Origin of the sequence: Micromonospora lupini str. Lupac 08 (assembly GCF_000297395.2) — a bacterium.
Lineage (GTDB): Bacteria > Actinomycetota > Actinomycetes > Mycobacteriales > Micromonosporaceae > Micromonospora > Micromonospora lupini.
The window spans coordinates 1,511,280-1,531,841 of sequence record NZ_HF570108.1 but is presented as its reverse complement, the minus strand read 5'-3'; the positions used below and the strand labels follow the sequence as shown (position 1 = coordinate 1,531,841).

The window sequence follows — 20,562 nt, the reverse complement described above, 5'->3', positions numbered from 1 at the left end:
GTGGCGAGCGGGAAGTCAGCTGGGCTGCTTCTCCCGCTTCTCCTTGATCTTGGCCTTCTTGCCGCGCAGCTCGCGCAGGTAGTAGAGCTTGGCGCGACGCACGTCACCGCGGGTCACGATCTCGATCCGGTCGATGCCCGGGCCGTTGAGCGGGTAGGTCCGCTCGACGCCGACACCGAAGCTGACCTTGCGGACCGAGAAGGTCTCGCGCAGACCGTCACCCTGGCGGCGGATCACGACGCCCTGGAAGATCTGGACACGGGACCGGTTGCCCTCGACGACCCGCGCGTGCACCTTGACGGTGTCACCGGCACGGAAGTCGGGAAGGTCGGTCCGCTTCGACTGGGCGTCAAGGGCGTCCAGGATGTTCATCGCTGCGTCCTCGTAAGGCTCACGGCGCACCGTCACTCGGTGCGCGGGTGGGTGATTCTGATTCCCGGGTGGTGGTCGGCGGGCCGGCCCCGGTCGGGGATCCTCGCAGCCGCCCGCGGGCGCGGACGGATGCGGCAACCCCCCTACTTTGCCACATCCCCCGGCGGCGGCTGAAATCCGGCCCGCTCCAGCGCCGCGATGTCCCGTTTGTCGAGCCGCTCGGGCGGCAGCGCGGCCAGCAGGTCCGGGCGCTGGGCCGCGGTCCGCACCAGCCCCTCCTCGCGCCGCCAGCGCGCGATCCTGCCGTGGTCGCCGGAGCGGAGCACCTCCGGGACGTCGTGCCCGCGCCAGCTCGGCGGCTTCGTGTAGATCGGGGCCTCCAGCAGCCCGTGCGCGTGCGACTCCTCGTCCAGCGAGCCGGCGTTGCCCAGCACCCCGGGCAGCAGGCGCGTGACCGCCTCCAGGATCACCAGCACGGCGACCTCACCGCCGAAGAGGACGTAGTCGCCGAGCGACACCTCGGTGACCGGCATCCGGGTGGCGGCGTGCGCCAACACCCGCTGGTCGATCCCCTCGTACCGGCCGCAGGCGAAGAGCAGGTGCGGCTCGGCGGCCAGCTCGTGCGCCATGGCCTGGGTGAACCGGACACCCGCCGGGGACGGCACGAGCAGCCGGGGCGGCGGGACGTCGGCCGGGGCGAGGGCGTCCAGCGCCGCACCCCACGGCTCGGGGCGCATCACCATGCCCGGGCCGCCGCCGTAGGGGGTGTCGTCGACCGTGCGGTGCACGTCGTGGGTCCAGGACCGCAGGTCGTGCACGGCGAGCTGGAGTACGTCGTTGGCCCGGGCACGGCCGATCAGCGACAGGTCCAGCGGGGCGAAGTACTCCGGAAAGATCGACACGACGTCGACGCGCATGCGGGGTGGTCCTAAAGATCGAGCAGTCCGGCCGGCGGGTCGACGATCACGCGTCCACCGGCCAGGTCGACCTCCGGGACGATCGCCCGGACGAACGGGATCAGCGCGGTGCGCCCCTCGGGACGCCGCAGCACCAGCAGGTCGGACGACGGCGCGTGGTCGATGCGGGCGACCTCGCCCAACTGCTCGCCGGCCGGGGTGACCACGGCCAGGCCCACCAACTGGTGGTCGTGGAACTCCTCCGGGTCGTCCGGAGGCGCCACGTCGGCGCTGTCCACCACGAGCAGCGTCCCGCGCAGCGCCTCTGCGGTGTTGCGGTCCAGGATGCCCTCGAACGCGATGAGCACCCGACCCTGGTGGAAGCGGGCTTCCTCGATGGTCAGCTTCGCGGGAACCTGGAACGGCACCCCGGGCTCATCGCTTGTGGGAGGGGGTGTCGCCCCCGGCTCGGTGCGGAGCACCGCACCGGGGGCGAACCGTGCCTCGGGTTCGTCGGTCCGCACTTCCACGGTGACCTCACCGCGGACACCGTGCGGCTTGCCGATCCTTCCGACGACGAGCTGCATCAGTACGAGTCGACGATGTCGACGCGTACCCCGCGCCCGCCGATGGAGCCGATCACCTGACGCAGCGCCTTGGCGGTCCGGCCGGACCGCCCGATCACCGTGCCGAGGTCCTCGGGGTGCACGCGGACTTCGAGCCGCTTGCCCCGACGGGAATCGACCAGCCGGACCCGGACGTCATCCGGGTGGTCGACGATGCCCTTGACCAGGTGCTCCAACGCCGGACGCAGAGGCATGTCAGGCCTGCTCACCGGCGTCGGCAGCGGGGGTCTCGGCCGGAGCCTCGGTCGCCGGAGCGGCCTCGGCCTTCGGAGCCTCGGCCGGAGCCTCGGCAGCCTTGGCGGCCTTCTTGGCCGGCTTGGCCGGGGTCTCCGGGGCGAGCCCGGCGGCGGCCTTCGCCTCAGCCTCGTACGCCGCCTTGCGGTCGGCCCGCTCGGGGGCGACCAGGAGCGGCGGTGGGGCCGGCAGGCCCTTGTACTTCTGCCAGTCACCGGTCAGCTCCAGCAGCCGCTGCACCGCCTCGCTCGGCTGAGCGCCGACGGACAGCCAGTACTGGACCCGCTCCGACTTGACCTCGATGATCGAGGGGTCTTCCTTGGGCTGGTAAACCCCGACGAACTCGATCGCCCGGCCGTCGCGCTTGGTGCGCGAGTCGGCGATGACGATGCGGTACTGCGGGTTGCGGATCTTGCCCATCCGCAGGAGCCGGATCTTTACGGCCACAGTTGTTTCGCTCCTGTTGCGATCTCACCAGCCCGCTGTGGGCGGTGTGCGTGGGTGAGCGCCGACCGGACCCGTGGGGTTGGGCCGGAGACTACTCGGTGGACTAGCGACGTGCCCGGGTTAGAGGGCGCCGGACGCGCGCCGGATACCAGCGACCCATTCTGCCAGATGGAGCGCCGATCGCTTGCACCGGAGCCCCGAGCGGGCCGGCCCGATGCCACTACGTGAGCGACATCACCCTTCCGCCGGGCCCCACGGGGCCCGACAGCTCGGGGGTGGCCAGCCGCGCCAGCAGCTCGCGGGCCGGGCCGGCGGGCACCGTCCGCAGCGCCGCACGCGCCCGTTGGGCATGCTCGGCGACCAGTCCGAGCAGCCCGGCCACCCGAGGGTCGTCGTGCGCAACCGCCCCCGGCTGCGCCGACCCACCCCACCGGGACGCCCCGGTCAGCTCCCGAAGCTGCTCGCCGAGGGTGTGGGCCGCGCCGATCTCCCGACCGTACGCGGCCAAGGCGTTCACCACGGGCGTCCGGGCGCCCCCGAGCCGACCGCCGAGCCGACACGGCAACTCGAACGCGATGGCGGCCCGCCCCGCAAGCAGGGCACCACCGGCACCCCCGCCGGACGGCGGGCCGTCACGCAGTTCCAGAGCCCGACCCTCACAGGCCACCGTCAACGCCTCGGCGAACTCGGCGACGACCGGGCCACCGCCCTGCGCGGCGAACTCGTACGCGCGGGCCAACAGGTAGTCCGCGACCAGCACCGCGAACCGGTTGCCCCATGGCGTCGGTCGAGGCCCGGCCGGCCGGGCCTCCTCCCGGGCGCTGTCCACCGCCAACCCGGCGAGAAGCCCCAGGTCCACCGCCGCGGCGAGGGCGTGCCGCAGCGGATGCTCCCGGCCACCGACCGCCGCGGCGACCAGCAGCAGCACCGAGGGACGTAGCGACAGGGTCGACAGGTCCTCGTCCACCCCGCCGAGCCGGACGAACATCGGCCAGTCCTCCCGGACACACCCCGCCAGCAGTTCGCCCACGGCCAGGAGATCGCGCCGCAGATCGCGGGCGAGTTCCGGAGCCGGCGCGGGCAGCGGGTCCAGCAGCACACCGGCTCGCGCGCCGTCCGGGAAGAGCGCCAGCCGCCGGCAGAGAGCGAAGAGTGGCCGGTCGTCGTCGAAGGTGGCGTCGAGCACCCGCCAGGCCAGCAGGTACCGGCGCACCGAGTACCGGCCGGTCTCGAAATAGCCGGACTGCCGGACGGCCAACTGCCGGGCGTACGGAGCGGGATCCACGGGTCCCGCCTCGGCGTGACGAAGGGCGGCGTCGATCCGGTCGGCGGCGAGCAGACCCGACTCCAGGGCGAAGCTGATGCCCTCGCCGGTGAACGGGCTGACCAGCCCCGCCGCGTCGCCGACCAGCAGAAGCCCCGGCACACCGCACCGGGACGGGTCGAAGTCCAGCCGCAGCGGCGCACCGGTCATCGGTCCGGCCGGGCGGGCCGCCCGGAACCGCCTGTCGGTCGCCACGAGGTCGGCGACGAAACGCTCGTACAGCAGACGGACGTTCTCCCGGTGCGTCGGGTCGAAGAGGCCCACGCCGACGTTTGCGGTCCCGTCGCCGACCGGGAACACCCAGCCGTAGGAGGGCAGTACCCGCCGGTCCGTGACGTCCGCCAGCGGGAGGTGGATCTCCAGCAACTCGTCGAGGTCCGCCACCTCGGTGAAGTAGCCCCGGGCGGCGAACCCGGTCCACTCCCGGTCCGGACTACGCAAGCCGGCCTGGTGTGCCAGCCGCGACGAGGCCCCGTCGGCGGCGACCACAGCCGGGGCGCGCAGCGCGAACCGGCGTCCCTCGTACTCGATCCGCACGCCGTGGACCCCGCCGGCGCCGCCGAGCAGCCCGGTGGCGCGCGCTCCGGTCCAGAGCACCGCGCCGGCGCGCACGGCCCGCCGGCACAGCACCGCGTCCAGCTCGAGCCGGGGCACCACCATGCCGTACCCGGTGCCGTCGGGGTCCTCGTAGTGGAAGTCGCGAGCGCCCCGCCCGCGCATCCGGATCCGCACCCCGCCGACCCGTTGGGCACCCGTCAGCTCGTCGAGCACTCCCATGTCGGCGAGCAGACGCACCGCGCTGCGGGTCAGGCCGTCGCCGCAGCACTTGTCGCGGGGAAACTCGCGCCGGTCGACAAGCAGAACCCGGCGGCCCAGCACCGCCAACCGGTACGCCGCGGCCGCACCGCCCGGCCCCGCGCCCACCACCACCGCGTCGAAGCCGTCGAGCCGGTCCGGAACCATCATCGGGGTCGGCAGGTCCGGCGTGTCCACGTCAACCCGCCCGGGTGACGGCGTAGTCGGCGAGCCGGACCAGCGAGTCCCGGGCCGGGCCGGACGGCAGCGGATCCAGCCTTCGGGCGGCCTGCGCCGCCCTGCTCCGGGCCTCGGCGAGGACCTCGTCCACCGCGCCCGAGGCGACGACCAGCTCAGCCACCTCGGTCAACTCCGCCGCGGTGGGCTCGCGTACCTCCAGGAGGTCACGCACCCGCCCGGCCACCGCTGTGTCGCGGGCAAGCAGCCGCAGCACCGACATGGTGTAGACCCCTTCCCGTACGTCCGTCAGCGGCCGCTTGCCGAGCGCCGCGTAGCTGCCGCGCACGTCGAGCGCGTCATCGGTGAGCTGGAAGGCGACTCCGAGGTCGTGGCCGTACCCGGCCAACGCCTCGACGGTCGCCGGCGACGCACCGGCGAGCAGCGCGCCCATCCGGCAGGGCAACTCGAACAGGGTCGCCGTCTTGCCAGCGATGATCTCCAGGTGCTCGGCCTCGGTGAGTCCGGTGTAGAACGCGTTCTCCGTCTCGCGGAGCTGGCCCGTGCAGAGCGCGACCAGGGCGGATGCCGCCTCCCGGCCGTACCTGTCGTCGAAGGCGGCGAGCAGGGCGATCGCCCGGGCGACCAGGAAGGTCCCGGCGACCACTGCCGCCGGCTCGCCCCATTCGGCGTTGACGCTGGGGCCGTGCCTCCGGGTGACGGCACGGTCCATCACATCGTCGTGGTAGAGCGAGGCGAGGTGCAGCAACTCCAACGCCGCGGCGGCGTCGAGCAGGTGCGCCGGACGGGCGGTACCGAATTCGGCCGCGACCAGCAGCAGCGCGGGACGGATCCGCTTGCCGCCACGGCGTTGCAGCGCCGTCGCCATCGCCCAGAGCGCCGGGTCCGACGCGGCGACGGCCTCCCGCATCCGCCCGTCCAGGCCGGCCAGCGCCTCCCGGGCAGGGACGCTGGCCAGCCAGTCCGGACCGATGGGATCACCCATCGTCACCGCTTCCGCTTCGGCTTCGGCTTGGTGGGCTTCTCGGCCGCCGCCTGCCGGGCGTCGCCGCCGCTCCCACCGCCACCGCACCCACAGCCACCGTCGCCGCGCCGCCCACTGCCCGGAGCACACAGGGTGGGCACCCGCTCGACCAACTCCTGCGCCTTGTGCAGCAGTTGCTCATCGTCGAGCATCCGCAGGATCTCCACCGGAGTACGGCCCACCGCGTCGTTCGCCAGCGCCAGCACCTCCTCGGCGGCGGAGAGCTCCTCGGCGGTCAACCGGTCCGCGAACCGGCGCAGCGTCTTGCGGGCCTCGTCGAGGTGCTCGGTCGTGAGCGTCGCCTCGGAGCGCTGCGGCTGGAGCAGTGCCGCACGGGCCGTCTCGGCGTACGTGTCGTAGAGCTTCTGGAGGTGCCGCCGGTCGGCGTCGGAGAGCTTCGCCGCCCGAGCCCGAGCCACCAGCCGGTCCTCGTTGGCGAAGTAGGTGTCGACGGCGAACCGGCCGACCCTGGTCTGCTGCAGGTAGCGCTGCCGGAACTCCTTCTCGACCGCCACGTCGAGGTCGACGTCACGGTCCAGGACCCGGCGCGCGGTGCTGCTGGAGGCGCAGCCGCAGGCGCTCTCGTTGCCACCCGCGCCGCCCAGGTAGACCACCGACCCGGAGTCGCCGCCCTCGGACAGGTGGGCGGTGGCGATCTGGCCCTCGAAGGTGGCCACGCCGACCCCGGGGCCGTAGTCGATGCTCGCGCTGACATCCAGCTCGGTCACCGTGGAGGTGGTGTACTCAGTGGTCCGGCCGACCTTCTCCACGTTGCTGCCGATGTCGACGCCGGCGATGGCGCTGGCCCCCGCGGGGAAGGCCACGTCGAGTTGACGCAGCACCTCGTCGATCGGGTTGATCAGGGTCCGGTTGCAGGAGCCGGCGAAGAGCAGACCGATCGCCGGATGGTCGCTGTTGGCCACCGGGAAGATGTCGTCCTTGACCCGGTCGATCACGTCGTTGGGCTGGGAGACCTGGCCGATCGCGCAGTCCACCCGGTTGCCGGCGGGGTTGATCATCACGAATCGCTTGAGGGTGGCGATGGTGTCGGCCGGCGCGGTGCCGCCGTCGTACGGGCCGGGCTGCACGATCGCGTCGCCGATCACCCCGGCGTTGGCGTTCGCCAACACGTGGTTGTTGCTCAGGATGCAGAGCGAACCGTCGGTGTTGTCGGTGACCAGCGCGCCGAGCGTGCCGGCCGTGACGTCGATGTGCGCGATGCTCACCCCGTTGGGCGCCGGACGCTCCCGGGCGGTGAACTCCTGGGCGAAGAACGGGCCGGTCTCCACCACGTCGACCTCGACGAAGTCGGGCCCGAAGTAGACCCGCCGCGGCAGCAGCCGGGTGGTGGGTAGGAACTGCCTCGGCACCTTGCGCACCACGTACACCACCAGGGCCGGCTCGTCCGTGCGGCGGCCGCTGACCTCCCGTCGGCCGTACGCGAGACCACTGACGTTCGGGTCGCCGAGCAACCCGGCCAGTGGGCCTCGACGAGCCGCCCGAGCCAACGCTCGGGCCTTGACGTAACTGTCGTCGTTCGGATTGGACATGCCGCCTCCTGCCGTGCAACGGGGTGATGGATCAGGTTCGGCGGGCCTGGAACGGCCCGGTGAGCACGAAGCGCAGCGCGACACCGTCGACGCTCTCGTCGGTGCGGGCCACCAGTGCGGGTTCGGTGACGTAGACGGTGATGACGTACGGGCCGGCCGGGTCGGGCCGGCCGATGCCGGTGCCGACCGCGGCGTACCGACGGGTGAGGTCGGTCCGGTGCGCGGCCAGCACGGCACGGACGTTGTCGAGCGAGCCAGGTTCAGCCACAGCAGCCACCACGGATCGGCGGGTCGGGCCGGCGGGTCGGGCCGGTGCCACCGGAATCGACCGGAACCGGGTGCGACGTGGGATCGCCGTGTTCGTCGTCCGGCCCGGTGTCGTCGGCGTACTCGGCGCAGAGCCGGACCAGCAGCCCCTCCGCCGACCGTCCGACGATCCGGACGGCGACGATGCCGGGACCGGCCAGAGTCACCGTCGCCGGGCCCGGCGGCGAGTTCGCCGGCACGTCGACGCGGTCGAGCTGCGTACCGTCGTCGTCGAACGCGGTCAGCTCGACCGGTTTGCCGCCCTGGTTGACAAGCGTGACGACGACCCGGTCCGCCGGGTGTGGCAGCTCGACCCGGACGCCGGCGCCGAGTTGGAGGGCCGCACCGGCGGTGGGCGACCCGACAGCGACGACCACCCGGCCGCCGCCGTCCAGGGAACTGATGAGGAACCCGTGGTCCGTCCACTCGGCCGGGTACTGCGTGCCGGGCTGACGGTCGGCGAAGTCGAGGCAGTCACGCGGCCTTGGTGGCGGCGGCGGCTCCGTCGGGCAGTACGGCTGCGCGGCCAGCAGGTCCACGTCGTCGAACCACACCCGTCCGCCGCCCCTTCGGGGTTCGCCCCCGTCGGCCGCGGCCTCCAGGAAGACGGTCACCGCGGCCGCCCGGGCGGCGACGCGTACCGTCAGCGGGCTCCACCGCTGGGCGCTCGTGGCGTCGCTCCAGACGACGGCGGCGGAGGTCGGGTCGGTGCCGCCGGTGGGGTCGACGCCGAGCCGAGCCGTCGCGGGTTCGGCCTGGTCGAGGTCGTACCAGGCGGTGAGCTGGTAGGCCCAGCCCGGGTTGGCCCCGATCTGTTGCCGGACGCCGACCCGCTGCTGCGGACCAGGAACGAGCCCCTGTGCCCGGCGACCACCGTGCACCACGAAGTTGCTCGCGACATGGTGGCCGGTGCCCCCGGCCGCAGGGCCGGCCAGCACGTACGGCTCCCACCCGTTGGCGACCTGCCCGGTGGTGCGCTGGGCGAACCCGTCCTCGAAGTGCCGGTTGACCACGTCGACGGCCCGAACCACCAGCTCGTCGACTCCCACTCCACCGTCGTCGTCGAGCACCGTGCACCGGGTCAGGAACGTGCCGCAGTCCGGGTAGCGGTGGGACAGCACCGCGGTCCCCCGGCCGGCCGGCGGCTCGTGCGTCTCGGTGACCACGGCCGGCAGCGGCGGGGTGCAGTCGCCGAAATCCCAGACGGCGGTGTGCGTGTCGCACCAACCGGGATCGGTGAACGCGGCGGTGAGGGTGAGGACCGTGCAGGGGTAGGTGAACAGATCGGGACCGGCATCGACCACGGGCGGGACGTTGCGCACCGTCACGATCCGGGTGTCGGTCGCCATCCCGCCGTTCTGGTCCCGGACCCGCAGGGTCACCTCGTACACCCCGTTGTCGCACCAGGCGTGCTGGACCGTGCTGGTGCCCTCGGCCCGCGGCGGGGTGTTGGTCTGCACGACCGTGCCCGGCTCGGTGGGCTGGGCGTCGCCGAAGTTCCAGGTGGTCTCGTGGGTGTCGGTGTACTCGACGTCGCTGAACCGGCCGACGAGTGTGACCACCTCCCCCTCGTCCACGGTGAGGTCCGGGCCGGCATCGACAGTGGGCGGCACGTTGGCGACGTACACCAACGCGAAGTGGCGGCTGGTGGCGCCGCCGGGCTGGTTGATCGTCAAGGAGTGCGCGGCCAGGTAGGTGCCGCTGGCGGCGTAGACGTGGTTGACGTCCGCGGTGGCGGCCGGTGCCGTTCCGTCGCCCGTCAGCCAGGTGTAGCCGGCCGCGGCGCTGGTGTGCCCGGCGGCCAGCAGCAGTGCCGACTGGGCCGTCCCGGTGTACGGTCCGCTGCTGCGGGCGGCGAGCACCTCGGTGCTCTCACAGGAGCTGAGCACCTCCAGGTCACCGGCGAGGACGAGCCCGTCGGCGTTGATCACGATCGGGTCGAAGAAGACGGCCCTGACCCGTCCGATCCGGGCCAGCTCGGGCGGCCAGCCGGTGATGCCGCTGACCGCCCCGGTGATCGGGTCGACGAGGCGCGACCCGCCGATGTTGTTGACCACGGCCGTGATCACCGCGGCGACCACGATGATGATGACTCCGATCAGGATGCTCCCGGCGCCGAAGCTGATGATCGCCAGGATGATGGCGATGACCCAGAACAGGACCGACTCCTCGGGGTCGACGTCCGGTTCGCCGATCAGGTGGTTGTCCATCCGCTGGACGCCGTCGGAGTTGAGGTCACCGCTCGGGGTCCAGTGCAGTCCCACGTCGGCCCGGAAGCTGGCGTCGACGTCGATGCTGCCGAGGATCGCGTCGATGACTGTCAACTCTCCGGTCATCCGGATCGACCCGTCGCGCAGTTCGACGTCCAACTCCCGGACGTCCGCCTTGTCGTCGCCCTGGTCGACGCGGCGCGGCAGGTCGCTGTCCGCCCAACCGTTGGCGACTCGGGCGGAGTCGATGTTCTCCTGCACTATCGTCCCGTCGAGCAGGATGGCGAAGTCCCGTCCGGCCGGTACGACGTTTGTCATCGCCCCGATGTCGGCGCCCTCGCCGGCGTTGATCGCGATCACCAGCAGGTCGGCGAAGACCCGGGTGGCGACGTTGTCGGCCTCGAAAACCTCGCCACCCACCTCCGGCGTCCACAGGGCCAGGAAGCCCCGCCCGACCAGGTCGTCGAAGAGCAGGTCACCGATGGCCGTCTCGATCTGCGCCACGGTGGGCACCACGACGCTCTGCGATCCGAAGCCGTGCACCAACGCCGCCCCCTGCTGGTTGAGCTGGGCTTGCAGCGCGTTGTCGAGGAACCCGAACAGGGTGGCGTTGTTCGTGGTGAAGTGGGCGCCCTCGATGCCGGACGCCGGGTTTATCGGTCCCGCCACCACTGTCGCGGTGTCGAAGCGCAACGTGTACGCCCCCGGTGGGGTCTCCAGCGGCACCGTGATGGCGAGCCGGGTTTCCACAGCCATCGGGTCGGCCAGCGCGGGCGCCGCACCACCACCCACGATGTGGAACATCCGCAGGTAGACCGGCATGCTGATGAGGACGTGCGCCGGATCGGGCTGACTGACGTCGATCCGGTGGGCGGGGTCGGCCTGGTCGTCGTAGATCTCCAGGTGGGTGTCGAGGGTGTAGCTGCCGACGCCGAGACCCAGCACCAGCCCGGTGTCGTCCTGCTCGTGCGGGATCGCCGGGATACCGGGATGCAGCACGCCCCCGGGGCCGCCGTTCTCGTAGGCGAAGTGGACGTACTCGCCGAGGATCTGGAGGAGCTTCGGGGCGAGAGGGTCGCCGCTGGTCAGGGTCGCGGTGACCGCGCTGCGGGGCAGGCCGTCGAAGCGCAGTCCCACGTTCTTCGAGTCCGGCAGCACCCCGATCGGCACGGCGGCGTGCGCGGTGGCGGTGAGGTCAAGCAGTTGCGCGGAGGGCACCGGCGGATCGGCGACGGTCACCTGGATGACCAGGCCGAAGGTGAGTTCGCAACCGTCGATGTCGGGTCGTGGAGTGGCGTCGAGCTGGTCTCGGGGGATCTCCACCTGGCCGCCGGCCGTGATGAACCCACCGATCCCGAGGCCGGCCGGAACCGGCAGGTATTGCGGAATGCGTCCCTCGTCGGTGCTGGTGTCGCCGCACTCGGCGGACTTCCAGGCGCCCTGCAGTGCCTTGCGGAGAACGGGCGAAGTCGCCTCGACGACGACCTCGAAGCCATGGGTGTCGGCCATTGGTCCCCCTTCGGGGCCGGTGTGGTGGAGGCCGGAGGGTGTGGACGCCGATGCCGGTCCGGACGTCAGGAAATGCTGGGGGCCGTCGCCGCGCGACGGGCCGCCCGTCGGTCAGCGGGGGTGGGTCTCGGCTTCCGGGTCCGGCGCTGGCGACTGAAGCCGGCCACTCACGCCCGTCAACGGTGTGGTCACCGTGCCGCCGAGGATCGCGGCGAAGGCCCGCGGGGGCGCGAACCTCGGCCGGCGGGCGGAGATCCGCCGGTACTCCAGCAGCGGAACCAGCACCGGGTGCCGGTCCCGGAACGGTTCCAGCGGGTCGGCGCCGGCACCGCCGGGCTGCCAGCGCGGCGGGTCGGTGTCCGGTTCGTCGCCGCCGGAGCCCGGGAGCACGCCCAGGTCGGTGAGGAGCCGGCGGACGGCAGGGCCGTCGTCGGGGTCGACCTGGCGGTCGACCAGCCGGGCGATCGTCGTACGCAGATCGGCGAGCTTCTTGGCGGCGGTCGGTCCGAGCCGAATGCGGTCACCGATGCCGGCCCGGGTGTCGGGGTTGAACTGGTAGCCGAGGTGCTCGACGGCCAGCAGCGGATTCGTGGCTGCCGCGATCGCGAGGGTGGGAGCGGCGCTCAGCCGGGCGAGGATCGCGCCGGCGCGGGCCTGCAGGTCGGAGAAGGTGTCGATCTGGTCGGCCATCAGGCCTCCCATTACTGGTGGTGACGTTGCCTGAACCCTAGGCCGCCACGCCGCTTCCACCACCCCCTATGTCCGCAGGATGACACAGGGTAATCGAGGCAGTTCAACGCACTGGCGGACGATCCCAACCGGCGGGCAGCCCTTCCGGCACGCCCCAGTTCGGTGGCGGGGCATAGTCACACCAGGTTCCGTCGAACGGGAACTCACCCGCCTCGGCGAGCGCGATCACCCGCTCCCCCTCGGCGCGGACCGCCTTCTCGTCGGTCACCCAGTAGTCCTTCGGAAAGGCCAGACGCTCGACGAACTCGTCCTCGTCCTTCCACTGCCAACTGAGGTCCGGGTGGACGACCACGTCCAGGTCCTGGTCCACCACGTCCACCCCGGCCACCGGCCCGTCGTCCCACCGGACGCCCGGCTCCTCCAGGTTGACGTACCAGTTCAGGAAGCGCCCCTGCGCGTCCCGGAACCACCAGACCGAGTGGGCCGCACCGGTGGGCAGGAACTTCAGCAGGGGCGGGCCGTTCCAGCGCCCGTGCGCCAGCCGGTACGTCGACGAGATCCACTCGGCGAACGGCATCGCCCGCATCCCCAGCCCGGCCTCGGTCACCTCGTGGGCCACCGGCGAGTCCCGGGCGATCCAGACCAGCAACCCTCGCTCGTCGTCGCTTACCACGCGGCCCGGCCGGACCCACCCGATCCGGCCGCGCCGCACGTTCCGGTGCATGATCAGCCGGCCCGGCGCGAACCGGTCGACAGGGTTGCCCGGCCGCACCTCAGTAGGCGCGGGCGAGGATGGCGACCAGGTCGGGCTCGTCCTCCGAGTCCGGCACCGAGCCGTCGGCGCGCAGCAGGCAGCGCACCGTCACGCCCTGGCCGTTCGCCTCGGCCTCGCCGGCCACGCCGACAGCCGACCACGGCACCCGCGCCCAACCGGTCGCGGCCGCCTCGATCGCCTCGGCCAGGGTGGCCACCTCGACCGTGCGCGACAACCGGTGGGCGAGCGCCTGGTCGTGCAGCACCTGCTGGTCGGCCTCCAACGCCGCCAGCACCGCGCCGACCACGTCGGCCACCGGCGTCGGGGACTTCGACCCGTCGGTACGGCGGACCACTGTCGCGTTGCCGACGGCCAGGTCACGGGGGCCGACCTCGACGCGTACCGGATAGCCGCGCAGCTCGGCGTCGACGGCCCGGCGGCCGAACGCGGTGTCGGTCCGGTCGTCGAGCGCGACCCGGACACCGGCGTCGCGCAGGCCGTCGCGCAGCTTGGCCGCCGCCTCCGCGACGCCCTCGCCATCCTTGACGATCATGATGTACGCCTGAATGGGGGCCAGCCTCGGCGGCACCCGCAGGCCGTTGTCGTCGCCGTGCGCCATGATCAGGCCGCCGAGCATCCGGGTCGACGTGCCCCAGGAGGTCGTCCACGCGTGTTCGCGGCCGCCCTCCTTGGCGGAGTAGCTGATGTCGAACGCCTTGGCGAAGTTCTGACCCAACTCGTGGCTGGTGCCCAACTGCAGCGCCTTGCCGTCGCCCATCATGCCTTCGCAGGTGTACGTGGCAGTCGCCCCGGCGAAGCGCTCACGGGTCGTCTTCAGGCCCACCACCACCGGAATGCCGAGCACGTTGACCATCAGATCCTCGTACGCCTCGTGCAGGATCCGCCGCGCGTAGGCGCGGGCGTCCTCGCGGGTGGCGTGCGCCGTGTGCCCCTCCTGCCAGAGGAACTCGCTGGTCCGCAGGAAGATCCGCGGACGCAGCTCCCACCGGACCACGTTTGCCCACTGGTTCAGCAGCAGCGGCAGGTCCCGGTACGAGTCGATCCACTTGGCCATGAACTCGCCGATCACCGTCTCGCTGGTGGGGCGCACCACCACCGGCTCGGCGAGCTGCTTACCGCCACCGTGGGTGACCACCGCCAGCTCCGGCGAGAAGCCCTCGACGTGCTGGGCCTCACGCTTGAGGTAGCTCTCCGGGATGAACAGCGGGAAGTACGCGTTCTCCGCCCCGGCCGCCTTGATCCGGGCGTCCATCTCGAGCTGCATGCGCTCCCAGATGGCGTAGCCGGCCGGACGGATGACCATGGTGCCGCGGACCGGGCCGTTGTCGGCCAGCTTCGCCTTGGCGATCAGGTCCTGGTACCAGCGGGGGAAGTCCTCCGCACGGGGAGTGAGCACGCGTGCCATGACCGCACATCCTATGCGCCGTGCGGGGCGCCACCGCGCCCGGGAGTCGCCGCGCCGCGCGACGCCCTCCCGCGCGGCGGTCTCACCCGCGCCGGAGAGGCCACCGCCGCGCCCCGGACCGGGGCAGCGACGGGCGCCGAGGGGTCGGCGACGCGCGCTCGGCGGGGACGGCGGCGCGTCCGTAGAATTTGACCATCATGACTGCGATGACGGACTCACCCCGCCAACGGCTGCGGGACACGATCGTGGACGCGGCCCGCGCGCGGACCATCGCCGCCGGCTGGGACGCGGTACGGATGGGCGGGGTGGCCACCGCGGCCGGGGTGAGTCGGCAGACCGTCTACAACGAGTTCGGCAGCAAGGGTGGGCTGGCCGAGGCGCTCGCCCGGCGCGAGGTGGACCGGTTCGTGGGCGACGTCCGGGCCGCACTCCTCGCGCACGGCGCCGACGTGCGGGCCGGCGCGTACGCGGCAATCGCGCACACCCTCGCCACCGCAGCGGACAACCCGCTGGTCAAAGCGATCCTGACAAGCGCGCGGGGCGGGTCGGACGAGCTGCTGCCGTACCTCACCACCCGCGCCGAGGTGGTCCTGACCGAGGCGTCGGGAGCGCTGCTCGACTGGGCCGGCGACCAACTGCCGGGAGCGGATCAGGCCGCGCTGACCTTCGCCGCCGACACGATCGTCCGCCTGGTGGTGAGCCACATCGTGCTCCCCCGCGAGCCGATCGAGCAGACCGCCACGGCACTGGCCAACCTGGCGGTCCACCTGTTCAGCGCCGCCGTCCGCCCAACCCCCTGACCGCCGCCCCGCGCGGACGCGGCGCGCAGGGTCAGCGGATGACGCGACCACGCAGGATCGTGCGGGACGGGGCGCGGACGACGCGCAGATCGTGGCGGGGATCCTCGGGGTAGACGGTCAGGTCGGCGTGGCCGCCCTCGACCAGGCCGGGGAAGCCGAGCCACTCGCGGGCGCCCCAGGAGGCGGCGGCGAGCACGTCGATGGGTGCCATGCCGGCACGCTCGTGCAGGAGCAGCATCTCCTCGGCGGCCAGCCCGTGGTCGATGCCACCGCCGGCGTCGGTGCCCACGTAGATCGGTACGCCCGCCTCATGGGCGGCGCGTACCACCTCGGGGAAGCGGTCGCGCAGCGCGAGCATGTGCTCGGCGTACCCGGGGAACTTGGCGCGCGCCTGCTCGGCGATGCCACCGAAGGTGGCGATGTTGATCATTGTGGGGACCAGCGCGGTGCCCTGGCGGGCCATCTCGTCGATCAGGTCGAGGCTGAGGCCGGTGCCGTGCTCCACCGAGTCCACCCCGGCACGCACCATGATCTCGACGGCCGACTCGGAGAAGGTGTGCACAGCCGCGCGTACCCCGGCGTCGTGCGCGGCCCGCACGGCGGCGGTGAGGGTGTCCGCGTCCCAGGCCGGCGCGAGATCGCCCACGCCCCGGTCGATCCAGTCGCCGACCAGCTTGACCCAGCCGTTGCCGGCGCGCGCCTGCGCGGCCACCGTCGCGGCGACCTCGGCCGCGCCGACCTCGACCCCGATGTCGCGCAGGTAGCGCTTCGGGGGCGCGACGTGCCGGCCCGCGCGGGCCAGCCGCGGCAGCTCCGGTTCGTCATCCAGTTCGGGGTACGGGTAGGGCGAGCCGGCGTCGCGGATCGCCAGCACACCGGCGTCCCGGTCGACGTGGGCCAGCTCGCGGGCCTGGTCGAGGGAGGTGATCGGGGCGCCGCCGCGGGCGATGCCGATGTGGCAGTGCGCGTCGACGAGCCCCGGCAGCACGAAACCGCCGTCGACGACCGTCTCCGCACCGGGCACCGGGGTGAACGTCACCCGGTCGTCGACCAGCCAGAGATCCCGGACCTCGTCGTCGGGGAGCAGCACACCGCGCACATGAAGAACCATGCGCACAGTCCTACCCGATCACTCCTCGCCGGGGGCGAGCAGGTCGATCTTCCGAGAGGTCAGGGCCGGCAGGTCCACGGAGACCTTCCACGGCCGCTCGGTGACGAACAGGTCCTCGGTGTGGGCGATCTGCTCGTACTCCCGGTTGGCGCCGAGGGTGTACTCGGTGAGCGTCACGCGCTCCTGCAACGGGTCCACGACCCAGTAGGACCGGACGCCGGCGTGCGCGTAGACCTTGGCCTTGTCGTACATGTCGCGGAAGCTGGAGGTCGGCGAGACGACCTCCACGGCGAGCAGGGCGTCCTCGACCGGTACGGGCGACCGGCCGGCGTGCTTGCGGCGGATGACCACCACGTCGGGGCGCGGCTCGTTGCGCCTGTCGACCCGCATCGACAGGTCGATGCTGACCAGGTATTCCGGTGGGCAGTTGACGCGAAGGGTGAGCAGCAACTCGACGCAGAACTCTTGGTGCACGGCAGTGGGGGACGGCACGATCAACCTTCCGTTGATCAGTTCGTACGGAAGGTCCTTCGGTAGTTCACCGAGGTCGTCGATCGTCCACTCGTGCCGTTCGGGCAGGATCGGGGCCGCGGTCATGACATCTCCTTCCAGGGGGGCGACATCACCGTAGGCAAGGGTGACGTCGCCCGCCGTCACCGACACGCGTCAGCGCGGGCCCTTGTCGCCGCCCTTGCCGAGCTTGTTGAAGTCGATCTTCGGGAGCTTGAAGCCGGGCGGCAGGCCCTGGCCACCGGCGAGGTCGTTCGGGTCCATTCCCGGCGGGAGCTGCGGCATGCCACCCGGGAAACCGCCCGGAAGCCCGGCGCCGGCGCCCGTACGCGGACGACCGCCGCCCTTGGTGCCCTTGCGCTTGTTCTTCGGGCTCTTGGTCGCCTTGCGCCGGCCACCGCCGGGCAGGCCCATCATGCCGCCCATCTGCTTCATCATCTTCTGCGCGTCGGCGAAGCGGTTGAGCAACTGGTTGACGTCCATCACGGTGACCCCGGAGCCGTTGGCGATGCGCGCCCGGCGGGAACCGTTGATGATCTTCGGGTTGGTGCGCTCGCCCGGGGTCATCGACCGGATGATCGCGGTGACCCGGTCGAAGTGGCTGTCGTCCAGCTCGGCGAGCTGGTCCTTCATCTGCCCCATGCCCGGCATCATGGCCAGCACGTTGGCGATCGGGCCCATCCGCCGCACCGCGATGAGCTGGTCGAGGAAGTCGTCGAGCGTGAACTGCTCGCCGCCCATCAGCTTGGCGGTCATCTTCTCCTTCTGATCGGAGTCGAAGGCCTGCTCGGCCTGCTCGATCAGAGTGAGGACGTCGCCCATGCCGAGGATCCGGCTGGCCATGCGATCGGGGTGGAAGACGTCGAAGTCCTCCAGCTTCTCGCCTGTGGACGCGAACAGGATCGGCTGCCCGGTCACCTCGCGCACGGAGAGCGCGGCGCCACCACGGGCGTCGCCGTCGAGCTTGGAGAGCACCACGCCGGTGATGCCGACGCCGTCGCGGAACGCCTCGGCGGTGCGGACGGCGTCCTGACCGACCATCGCGTCGATGACGAAGATGACCTCGTCCGGCGAGACGGCGTCGCGGATGTCGGCGGCCTGCTGCATCATCTCGGCGTCGATGCCGAGGCGGCCGGCGGTGTCGACGATGACGATGTCGCGGGCGGCGCGCTTCGCGTGCTCGATCGAGGCGCGGGCCACCTGCACCGGGTCACCGGTGCCGTTGCCGGGCTCCGGGGCGTACACCTCGACGCCGGCCCGGCCACCGAGCACCTGGAGCTGCCCGACGGCGTTGGGGCGCTGGAGGTCGGCGGCGACAAGCAGCGGCTGGTGCCCCTGGCCCTTGAGCCAGCGGGCCAGCTTGCCGGCCAGGGTCGTCTTACCGGAACCCTGGAGACCGGCCAGCATGATCACCGTCGGCGGCTGCTTGGCGAACTGGAGCCGCCGCCCCTCACCGCCGAGCACGTTGATCAGCTCTTCGTTGACGATCTTGATGATCTGCTGGGCGGGGTTGAGCGCCTGGGAGACCTCGGAGCTGCGAGCCCGCTCCTTGACGGCCGCGATGAAGCCCTTGACCACCGGCAGCGCGACGTCCGCCTCCAGCAGCGCGAGGCGGATCTCGCGCGCGGTGGCGTCGATGTCGGCGTCGGTGAGCCGCCCCTTGCCGCGGAGCTTGGTGAAGATCCCGGACAGGCGGTCACTCAAGGTGTCAAACACGCGAACATCCCGTTTGTCAGTGTTCCGGCGGGCACAACGTGGCCGGCACTGCGGAGTCCGGCCACCGCTAGGGTAACCGCCCAGTCGCGGGGCCGCTCTCGCCCGGCCCGGCCCGCTTCCCGGGCCTCACCCCGACACCAGACCCGACTGGTACGCGAAGACGACGAGCTGGGCCCGGTCCCGGGCTCCCAGCTTGCCCATCGCCCGGCTGACGTGGGTCCGCGCGGTCGCCGGGCTGACCACCAACCGGGCGGCGATCTCCTCGTTGTTCAGGCCCTCACCGACCAGGCCGACGACCTGACGCTCCCGTTCGGTGAGGGTGTCCAGCCGCGGGTGCGGCCGGGGCGCCCGCGACGGCCGGGTGGCGAACTCCCGCACCACCCGCCGGGTCACCGACGGCGACAGCAGCGCCTCCCCCTCGGCGACCAGCCGGATGGCGCGCAGCAGCTCCGGCGGCCGGGTGTCCTTGGTGAGGAACCCGCTCGCGCCGTGCCGCAGCGCGTCGAAGACGTACTCGTCCAACTCGAAGGTGGTGAGCACCACCACCCGCGTACCGGTCAGGTCGGGATCGGCGACGATCCGGCGGGTCGCCTCGATCCCGTCGATACCGGGCATCCGGATGTCCATCAGCACCACGTCCGGCCGGACCTGGCGGGCCAACTCCACCGCCCGCAGCCCGTCGGCCGCCTCACCGGCGAGCGCCAGGTCGTCCTCGCTCTCCACCAGAGCGCGCAGCCCAAGGCGGACGAGATCCTGGTCGTCGGCGATCAGCACCCGGATCACGTGGACGGCTCCACGGGCAGCCGGGCCCGGACGCGGAACCCGCCGTCCGGACGCGGTCCGATCGCCAGCCGCCCGCCAAGCGCGGCCACCCGCTCCCGCATACCGGCCAGGCCGTGCCCGCCGCCGTCCTCGTCAGCGGCGTCGACCGGGCCGGCGGGGACCCCGACGCCCCGGTCGGTGACCTCGACTGTCACCTCGTCGGGCCGGTAGCCGACGGTCACCTCCGCGCGCGCCACCCCGGCGTGCCGCAGCACGTTTGTCAACGCCTCCTGCACCACCCGGTACGCGGCCAGGTCCACCGCCGCCGGCAACTCCCGCGGCTCGCCGTCGCGACGCAGGTCGACGGCGAGACCGGCGCCGGCCAACCGGTCGCACAGCGCCGGGAGCCGAGCCAGCCCCGGCACCGGTTCGCGCTCCGCGCCCCGACGCACCGCACCCAGCGTCACCCGGAGCTCGTCGAGGGCCTCCCGGCTGGTACGACCGATCGCGGTCAGCGCGACCTCCGCCTGCTCCGGCCGTTTCGGCAGCAGGTGCAGGGCGATCTCCGCCTGCATGCTGATCGCGGCCAGCCCGTGCCCCACCACGTCGTGCACCTCCTGGGCGATGCGCAGTCGCTCCTCGTCTGCCTGCCGCCGGGCCTGCGCGACACGATCACGTGCCTGCTCGGCGCGGCTGCGGGCGGCGGCCTCGCGGTTGACCCGCACCACCACGCCCGCAGCGAACGGTACGACAGCCCAGGCCGACGCGGGGAGCACTCCGGTCCATCCCGGCGCCGGGCCCCGGGACCAGAAGACGTGCGCCAGCAGCACCACGAACGCGCCGACGGTGGCGAGCGCCGCCGGGCGCACCGGCAGCCGCAGGGCCACGGTGAACACCGCGACCAGGAAGGTGAGCAGGATCGGCCCGTACGGATAGCCGAGCACCAGGTACGTCGTGGTGGCCACGGTGACCACGGCGAGGACGGCGACCGGGGCGCGCCGGCGACCGACGAGCGCCAGCGCGGCGACGGCGATCAGCACCCGGCAGACGGCGTCCACCGGCCTCGACCCCGGCTGGTTGGCCCCCGCGAGCCCGGTGGCGAGCTGCCCGAACCCGAGCAGCGCCAGGGCGAGCACGGCGTCATCCACCGCGTCCGGCCACACCCGCCGCCCGTTCCATCGCATGGCCGTCATTCTGCCCGCGCCGACGCCCCCTGACGTGCGTCCACGAGCGGCACCGCCCCTACGCCCCGGGACGTACCCGCCACCCCAAAGCCCCGGCACGGTGTGCGCGGGCGCGAGC

The 20,562-nt window shown here is 72.4% G+C and carries 19 protein-coding genes; 1 reads left to right on the top strand and 18 read right to left on the bottom strand.

Features of this window, described 5'->3' with window-relative positions:
- Positions 1-15 precede the first annotated feature (15 nt).
- The 13 genes from rplS to proS form a co-directional block, all read right to left on the bottom strand.
- A complete protein-coding gene (rplS, locus tag MILUP08_RS08270; protein WP_007456548.1) occupies positions 16-372 on the bottom strand; it encodes a 50S ribosomal protein L19 in 357 nt (118 codons plus the stop codon).
- Positions 373-515: 143 nt separating this feature from the next.
- Entirely contained in the window at positions 516-1,289 is a 774-nt protein-coding gene (trmD, locus tag MILUP08_RS08265; RefSeq protein WP_007456546.1) for a tRNA (guanosine(37)-N1)-methyltransferase TrmD, read from the bottom strand.
- A gap of 11 nt (positions 1,290-1,300) precedes the next feature.
- A complete protein-coding gene (rimM, locus tag MILUP08_RS08260) occupies positions 1,301-1,855 on the bottom strand; it encodes a ribosome maturation factor RimM (RefSeq protein ID WP_007456544.1) in 555 nt (184 codons plus the stop codon).
- Positions 1,855-2,115 carry an RNA-binding protein gene (locus MILUP08_RS08255; RefSeq protein ID WP_186718042.1) on the bottom strand — a complete coding sequence of 87 codons (261 nt, stop codon included), beginning with the start codon at positions 2,113-2,115 and terminating at the stop codon, positions 1,855-1,857. Before MILUP08_RS08255 ends, rimM begins: the two co-directional genes overlap by 1 nt.
- Positions 2,090-2,575 (bottom strand): 30S ribosomal protein S16, encoded by a 486-nt coding sequence (rpsP, locus tag MILUP08_RS08250; protein ID WP_007456541.1) that lies wholly within the window; start codon positions 2,573-2,575, stop codon positions 2,090-2,092. Before rpsP ends, MILUP08_RS08255 begins: the two co-directional genes overlap by 26 nt.
- 220 nt (positions 2,576-2,795) lie before the next feature.
- Entirely contained in the window at positions 2,796-4,892 is a 2,097-nt protein-coding gene (locus MILUP08_RS33675; RefSeq protein WP_007456538.1) for a geranylgeranyl reductase family protein, read from the bottom strand.
- Position 4,893: 1 nt separating this feature from the next.
- Complete coding sequence (locus MILUP08_RS08240) at positions 4,894-5,877, bottom strand: polyprenyl synthetase family protein (RefSeq protein ID WP_007456536.1); 984 nt, start codon at positions 5,875-5,877, stop codon at positions 4,894-4,896.
- A gap of 2 nt (positions 5,878-5,879) precedes the next feature.
- A complete protein-coding gene (locus tag MILUP08_RS08235) occupies positions 5,880-7,466 on the bottom strand; it encodes a hypothetical protein (protein ID WP_007456534.1) in 1,587 nt (528 codons plus the stop codon).
- Positions 7,467-7,497: 31 nt separating this feature from the next.
- On the bottom strand, positions 7,498-7,734 hold the full coding sequence (locus MILUP08_RS08230) for a hypothetical protein (protein ID WP_237747043.1): 237 nt from the start codon (positions 7,732-7,734) through the stop codon (positions 7,498-7,500).
- Positions 7,727-11,491 carry a PKD domain-containing protein gene (locus MILUP08_RS08225; RefSeq protein ID WP_007456530.1) on the bottom strand — a complete coding sequence of 1,255 codons (3,765 nt, stop codon included), beginning with the start codon at positions 11,489-11,491 and terminating at the stop codon, positions 7,727-7,729. Before MILUP08_RS08225 ends, MILUP08_RS08230 begins: the two co-directional genes overlap by 8 nt.
- A gap of 111 nt (positions 11,492-11,602) precedes the next feature.
- A complete protein-coding gene (locus MILUP08_RS08220; protein ID WP_007456528.1) occupies positions 11,603-12,181 on the bottom strand; it encodes a hypothetical protein in 579 nt (192 codons plus the stop codon).
- A 103-nt stretch (positions 12,182-12,284) separates the two neighbouring features.
- Positions 12,285-12,905: a ribonuclease FAU-1 family protein gene (locus tag MILUP08_RS08215; RefSeq protein WP_039907473.1), complete on the bottom strand. Its 621-nt coding sequence runs from the start codon at positions 12,903-12,905 to the stop codon at positions 12,285-12,287.
- Positions 12,906-12,954: 49 nt separating this feature from the next.
- A complete protein-coding gene (gene proS / locus MILUP08_RS08210; RefSeq protein ID WP_007456524.1) occupies positions 12,955-14,361 on the bottom strand; it encodes a proline--tRNA ligase in 1,407 nt (468 codons plus the stop codon).
- Between the two features lie 197 nt (positions 14,362-14,558).
- Between proS and MILUP08_RS08205 the strand changes: the two genes are divergently transcribed.
- On the top strand, positions 14,559-15,161 hold the full coding sequence (locus MILUP08_RS08205; RefSeq protein WP_007456522.1) for a TetR/AcrR family transcriptional regulator: 603 nt from the start codon (positions 14,559-14,561) through the stop codon (positions 15,159-15,161).
- 31 nt (positions 15,162-15,192) lie between these two features.
- Here MILUP08_RS08205 and MILUP08_RS08200 read toward each other — a convergent pair whose 3' ends face one another.
- From MILUP08_RS08200 to MILUP08_RS08180, 5 genes are all read right to left on the bottom strand, one after another.
- Positions 15,193-16,272: an amidohydrolase family protein gene (locus MILUP08_RS08200; protein ID WP_007456519.1), complete on the bottom strand. Its 1,080-nt coding sequence runs from the start codon at positions 16,270-16,272 to the stop codon at positions 15,193-15,195.
- A gap of 18 nt (positions 16,273-16,290) precedes the next feature.
- Positions 16,291-16,869, bottom strand: a complete 579-nt coding sequence (locus MILUP08_RS08195; protein WP_007456518.1) for a Uma2 family endonuclease — start codon at positions 16,867-16,869, stop codon at positions 16,291-16,293.
- A 69-nt stretch (positions 16,870-16,938) separates the two neighbouring features.
- Positions 16,939-18,498, bottom strand: coding sequence for a signal recognition particle protein (ffh, locus tag MILUP08_RS08190; RefSeq protein ID WP_007456516.1), 1,560 nt, complete (start codon positions 18,496-18,498; stop codon positions 16,939-16,941).
- Positions 18,499-18,624: 126 nt separating this feature from the next.
- Entirely contained in the window at positions 18,625-19,281 is a 657-nt protein-coding gene (locus MILUP08_RS08185) for a response regulator transcription factor (protein ID WP_007456515.1), read from the bottom strand.
- A complete protein-coding gene (locus tag MILUP08_RS08180; protein ID WP_144056881.1) occupies positions 19,278-20,444 on the bottom strand; it encodes a sensor histidine kinase in 1,167 nt (388 codons plus the stop codon). The genes MILUP08_RS08185 and MILUP08_RS08180 overlap by 4 nt, the downstream gene beginning before the upstream one ends.
- Between the last annotated feature and the right edge of the window lie 118 nt (positions 20,445-20,562).